The 5,629-nt window shown below is 75.1% G+C and carries 5 protein-coding genes; all 5 read left to right on the top strand.

The features are described 5' to 3' along the window. Positions 1–813: sensor histidine kinase (locus DZF91_RS29110; RefSeq protein WP_147341433.1), on the top strand; the 813-nt coding region annotated here is incomplete at its 5' end. Next, the gene (locus DZF91_RS29105; RefSeq protein ID WP_117360318.1) at positions 810–1,505 is read left to right on the top strand and encodes a response regulator; all 696 of its coding nucleotides are present in this window, start codon (positions 810–812) and stop codon (positions 1,503–1,505) included. The genes DZF91_RS29110 and DZF91_RS29105, both read left to right, overlap by 4 nt. Positions 1,506–1,872: 367 nt before the next feature. After that, positions 1,873–3,018 (top strand): alpha/beta hydrolase, encoded by a 1,146-nt coding sequence (locus tag DZF91_RS29100; protein WP_117360317.1) that lies wholly within the window; start codon positions 1,873–1,875, stop codon positions 3,016–3,018. A gap of 1 nt (position 3,019) precedes the next feature. After that, positions 3,020–4,288, top strand: a complete 1,269-nt coding sequence (locus tag DZF91_RS29095) for a hypothetical protein (RefSeq protein ID WP_117360316.1) — start codon at positions 3,020–3,022, stop codon at positions 4,286–4,288. A 135-nt stretch (positions 4,289–4,423) separates the two neighbouring features. Continuing rightward, positions 4,424–5,629 (top strand): sensor histidine kinase (locus DZF91_RS29090; protein WP_147341432.1); only part of this gene is annotated, 1,206 nt, incomplete at its 3' end.

Genomic DNA, 5,629 nt, shown 5'->3' with positions numbered 1-5,629 from the left:
GCCGCCGCCGCGCCCTCCGCCGGCACGCGCGGCGGACCCGGCGACGCGGTGCTGTGGCGGCGCCGGCTGCGGCACGACATCCGGCACGAGCTCGGCACCGTCATCATGCTGGCGTCCGCGGTCGCGGTCGCCGACGACATCGGCCCGGCCAGCCGCGAGCGCGTCGAGCAGCTGCTCGGCGAGACCCGCTGGCTCGACCACCTGCTCCGCCAGCTCGACGAGGAGGGCGAGCCCGACGACGGCGCCGGCGCCCCGTCCGGCCCGGCCCCCGCGCAGCGGCTCCGCGTGGACGAGCTGGCCGCCGAGGTCGTCACCGGCATCCGCCTGGCGACCCCGCACGAGGTGTGCTTCGCGGGCGACGCGGCCTGGGCGCACATGGACGCCGTGGCGCTGTGGCGGGCGCTGCGCAACGTCCTCGACAACGCGTGCCGCGTCGCCGAGCGGCGGGTGAACGTCCGGGTCGGCGTCGAGCACGGCTGGGTCGTCCTGCAGGTGGACGACGACGGCCCCGGGTTCGGCCAGGCGCCCGGCGGGCTCGCCTCGCTCGGCCTCGGCATCGTGCACGACCTGGTCTCCGGCTACGGCGGCAGCCTGGAGATCCAGACCTGCGAGATGGGCGGGGCGCGGGTCCGCCTGCTCCTGCCGTCCGCCCCGCCCCCGGCCTCCGCCGCCGGCCCCGCCGGAAGCGGCGACGCGAGGAACACGATCGACGCGAGGGACGCCGTCGACACGAGGAACACGGTCGACACGAGGAGCACGGTCGACGCGCTCGACCCCGTGGACGACTGGGACGACTGGCGGCCGGTCGGATGACCCCCCGGACGAACCGCACCGACGAGGCGCCCTCGGTGGTCGTCTGCGACGACCACCGGGTGTTCACCGAGTCGCTGTCGCTGGTCCTGGCCGACGCCGGGTACGCGGTCGTCGGGCAGGTGGACTCCCCCGCCGAGCTGCTCGCCGTGCTGCGCGCCCGCCGCGCCGACCTGTGCCTGATCGACCTCAACTTCCCCGGCACCACCGCGCTGGAGTGGATGCCGCGGCTGCGGGCGGTCGCGCCGGCCACGCGGTTCGTGCTGCTGACCGGCTACCTGGAGCCGGCCGTCCTCGCGGCGGGCCTCACCGCCGGGGTGCGCGGGTTCGCGCACAAGGGCCAGCAGGCGGGCGACATCCTCGCGGTGCTGCGCCGGGTCGGCCGCGGCGAGATCGTCGCCGAGCGGGCCGCACCGCGCCGGACGGACGCGCGTCCGGGCGTCCCCGGGCAGAGCCAGGCGCAGCGCGTCGCGCGGTTCCTCACCCCGCGCGAGCGGGAGGTGCTGACCCGGCTCGCGCGCGGCGAGTCCACGCAGACGCTCGCCAAGGCGATGGGCGTCACCCGGAGCACGGCCCGCAGCCACGTCCAGTCGGTGCTCAGCAAGCTCGGCGTGCACTCGCAGCGCGAGGCCGTGATCGAGGCCGCGCGCCACGGCCTGGTCAGCGTCGAGACAGGAGAATGGCTCGCCGGCTGACCCGCTCCGCACCCGCCCCCGGCGCGCACGCTCCGGCCCACTCGGGGTCCACGGCCTGCCGCACTCCGGCGTCCACACCGCGGATCACTCGGGCGTTCACGCCCGGCCCCCTCCGGCCTGCGCGCCTCCGCGTTACCCCGGCCGGACCGGCGGAGGGCCATGGCAGGGCTAAGTGATCTTGCACACACGGTAAACGTGTGCCTAACCCTCCGGTCGGTAGGGTGACCGCACGGAGCCGTCCGGGCCGCTCGTGCGCCCATTACGATCCAGATTCTGAATCTTTCCTGGAACTCTGCCGCATGTTTGCCGAGTTCTCTAAGGGCGCCCGGATACCGGGGTGACGCGTGACCACTAGGGGGACCTGCACATGCTGGGACTGACGAGCTGGGGGCTCCTCGTCCTGCTCCTGGCGATCCTGGCCGCCGTGGTGGGCCTCGTCGTCCTGCGCGGCTGGAACCGGCTGGCGGGCCGGGGGCCGCTCGCCCTCGCCGGCCGGGTCGGCGTGATGGCCGGGGTGCAGCTCGTGATCGTCGCGCTCATGCTGACCGCCGTGAACAAGTACTACCTGTTCTACGGCAGCTGGTCCGACCTGCTCGGCGCGGCGGGCGGCAAGGCGCAGACCAACGACAAGCCGCCGAGCCACCCGAACGCCGCCGCGTCCTCCCAGGTCAAGGTCACCTCGGCGGCGCAGCTCGGCCCCGGCCACGGGCGCACCCCGAGCAAGGACGGCCTCATCCAGCACCTCGACATCGAGGGCGTCCGGACGGGCCTGCGGTCCGAGGCGTACGTCTACCTCCCGCCGGCGTACTTCCAGAAGAAGTACGCCGCCACCCGGTTCCCGGTGGCGCTGTTCATCGCCGGCTACCCGGCCGCCGACCGGCTGACCTGGATCGACAAGGGGCACGTCCCCGAGGAGGCGTTCCTCCAGATGTCGTCCGGCAAGGCCAAGCCGATGATCTACGTGATGATGCGCCCGACCGTCGAGAACGGCTGGGACACCGAGTGCGCCGACGTCCCGGGCGGCCCGCAGGTCGAGACGTTCTTCTCCCAGGACATCCCGGACGCGATCACCCAGACCTACAAGGGACGGGTCGCCCGCGACCAGCGCGGCTGGGGCCTGGCCGGGTACTCGACCGGCGGCTACTGCGCGACGAAGCTGGCGATGCTGCACGCCGACCGGTTCTCCGCCGCGTCCAGCATGGCGGGCCACTTCCACGCGCTGCTCGACACCACCACCCGCGACCTGTACGGCGGCAGCAAGGCCGTCCGCAGCAGCAACAACCTGATCTGGCGGCTGAAGAACCTGCCGCAGCCGCCGGTGTCGATCCTGGTCGCGTCCGCCCTGACCGGCGAGAAGACCTACCCGTCGGCGCGGGGCTTCATGGCGGCGGCAAGGCCCCCGCTGGTCGTGGACAAGTGGATGCTCCCCTCCGGCGGCCACAACTTCAAGGCGTTCCGCAAGTACATCCCTCCCACGATCACGTGGCTGAGCGACCACCTCCAGGGGGAGTGACGTGGAACCGTCGAACCTCTCGTTCATCGGCCTCGCCTGCCTGCTCGCCGCCGTCCTGGGGATCGGCACCCTGTGGTTGTGGCCGCGGCTGTCGGGCGGCGGGCTGAAGCGCCTGGGCGCCCGCACGGTGCTGCTGGGCGTCTCCCAGATCGCGCTGACCCTCGCGATCACCCTGCTGGTGAACCGCTGGTTCGTGTTCTACAACACCTGGGACGACCTGGTCGGGCCCGACCGGTCCAACGAGAAGGTGCAGACCGTCCAGCCGAGCCGGGGCAAGGAGACCACGCTCGGCAAGCTCGTCAGGCGCACGCCGACCACCCTCGGCCCGCGCCGCCCCGGCCGTCCCGCCGACCCCAGGGTGGACGGCCGCGTCGACCGGCTGCAGATCACCGGCGCGACCACCGGCCTGACCGCCGAGGCGTTCGCCTACCTCCCGCCGCAGTACTTCCAGCCGCAGAGCCGGGGCAAGCGGTTCCCGGTCGTGCTGGCGATCTCCGGCGGCCCGGGGGCGTCCGACGACAAGCTCGCCTGGATCAAGCAGGCGCGGCTGCCGGAGCAGGCCGCCAGGCTCACCACCGAGAACCGGGCGCAGCCGGTCGTCTACGTGATGATGCGCTCGGTGAAGGGCCTCACCCAGGCGGCCGAGCGGCCCGCGGGCGGCGGCGCCACCGGCGGCGGCGTGAAGGCCCCGGCCTCGGCGGGCAGCCACCCGGCGTCGTGCCTGAACCTGCCGGGCAAGGGCACCGGCCAGGCGCTCTCCTTCTACGGCCAGGACGTCCCGCTCGCGCTCCGCGAGGTCTACCACCTGCCGTCCGACCACCGGGGCTGGGGCCTGCTCGGCTTCGGCGGCGGCGGCCAGTGCGCGGCGCGGCTGGCGATGACCGACTCGGCCCAGTTCGGCACCGTCGCGACGATCAACGCGAACTTCGACCTGTCCGCCGAGGTCCCGTCCGGGCTCGCCGCCAACGACCTGTCCGGCCAGGGCGGCGGGCGTCCGGGCGACCCGTTCGGCGGCAGCGCCGCCTACCGCCAGCAGCAGGACCTGTACTGGCGGCTCGAGCACATGCCTCCGCCGCCGATCTCCATGCTGCTCACGGCGGGCGCGAACGGGCGCCACTCCGGGCAGGCCGACCGGTTCGCCGGGCTCGCCAGGCCGCCGCTCCGGGCGGAGAAGACGCTCGTCCCCGTCAGCGGCGAGGCGCTCTCCGCCTGGCGCGGCCAGATGCCCCAGATCGCCACCTGGCTCGCCGCCCACCTCCAGGGCGAGTGACCCCCGGGACACTGGGCTGCCCTGAGCGCCCTGATCGGCCCTGGGCTCCGCTGAGCCGAGTACTCCCGCTGGAGTAGCGGCGGTCCCTCCCGGTGGGCGACGCGGGGCGGCTCCGGGCCACCCTAGGGTGCGGGCATGAGCGATCCCGCACCGCCCGCCGCCCCCCGGCGGGCCGCCTTCCGGCGGGCGATATCCCGGCGGGCGACGCCCCGGCAGGCGACGCCTCGGCGGGTGGCCGGGCCGCGGCTGCGTCCGGCGGACTGGCCGGTGTGGGTCGTGCCCGCGTTCCTGGCGGTGTTCCAGGTGGCGGGCACCGAGGGCGCGGCGCACCGCCACTGGGACCACGGCGGCCACCCGATGCCCCCCGCGACGCCCCTGGACGCGCCGGCCTTCGTGCTGCTGCTCGGCGGCCCTGTGGTCCTGCTGCTGCGCCGCCGCGCCCCCAGGACCGCACTGGCCGCCGCCGGGCTCGTCACGGGCCTGTACTTCCTGCGCGGCTACCCCTACGGGCCCGTTCCGGTCTCGACGTTCGTGGCGATCCTGGCGGCGCTGTACGCGGGGCACCGGCGGTTCGCGTGGGCCGGGACGCTCGGCGGCCTCGCCGTGTACTTCACGGCCGCCCGGTTCGCCGGGGACGTGCCGGGCGATCCGTTCCCGGTGCCGCCGCCGGAGACGGCCGCGATGCTCTTCGCGCTGGGCTGGGCGCTGGTCGTGCTGGTCTCCGGCGAGCTGGCGCGGATGCGGGCGCAGAAGTCGGCCGCCGCCGAGCGGTCCCGGGCCGAGCGGGAGCGGCGGCTGGCGGGCGAGGAGCGGCTGCGGATGGCGCGCGAGCTGCACGACGTCCTGGCGCACAACGTCTCCATGATCAACGTGCGCGCGGGTGTGGCGCTGCACCTGCTGGACGACGACCCGGAGGAGGCGCGCGCCGCGCTCACCGCGATCAAGGAGGCCAGCAAGGAGGTGCTGACCGAGATGCGGGCGGTGATCGGGGCGCTGCGCGCGCAGGACGAGTCCGCGCCGCGCACGCCGACGGCGGGCCTGGCCCGGCTGGACGAGCTGGCCGCCCGCGCCCGCGCCGCCGGACTGCGCGTCGAGGCCGCGACCAGCGGGGACGTCCGTCCGCTGCCCGCCGCCTGCGACCTGGCCGCGTACCGGATCGTCCAGGAGTCGCTGACGAACGCGGCGCGGCACGGCGGGCCCGGCCCGCTGACCGTGCGGGTGCACGTGGACTACGGCGGGCGCGAGCTGACCGTCCGGGTGGAGGACGATGGTCTCGGCGCGCCGCCCGTCCCCCCGGACGACGCGGACGCCCGGCCCGGCGGCGGCGCGGACGGCCGGCCG

Origin of the sequence: Actinomadura logoneensis (genome assembly GCF_003428695.1) — a bacterium.
In the GTDB taxonomy this organism is placed as follows: domain Bacteria; phylum Actinomycetota; class Actinomycetes; order Streptosporangiales; family Streptosporangiaceae; genus Spirillospora; species Spirillospora logoneensis.
This window is presented reverse-complemented; position numbering and strand designations above follow the sequence as displayed.

Coding starts and splice junctions, on each gene's coding strand:
- DZF91_RS29100 (WP_117360317.1), top strand. CDS start 1,873: ATGCTGGGACTGACGAGCTGGGGGCTCCTCGTCCTGCTCCTGGCGATC.
- DZF91_RS29105 (WP_117360318.1), top strand. CDS start 810: ATGACCCCCCGGACGAACCGCACCGACGAGGCGCCCTCGGTGGTCGTC.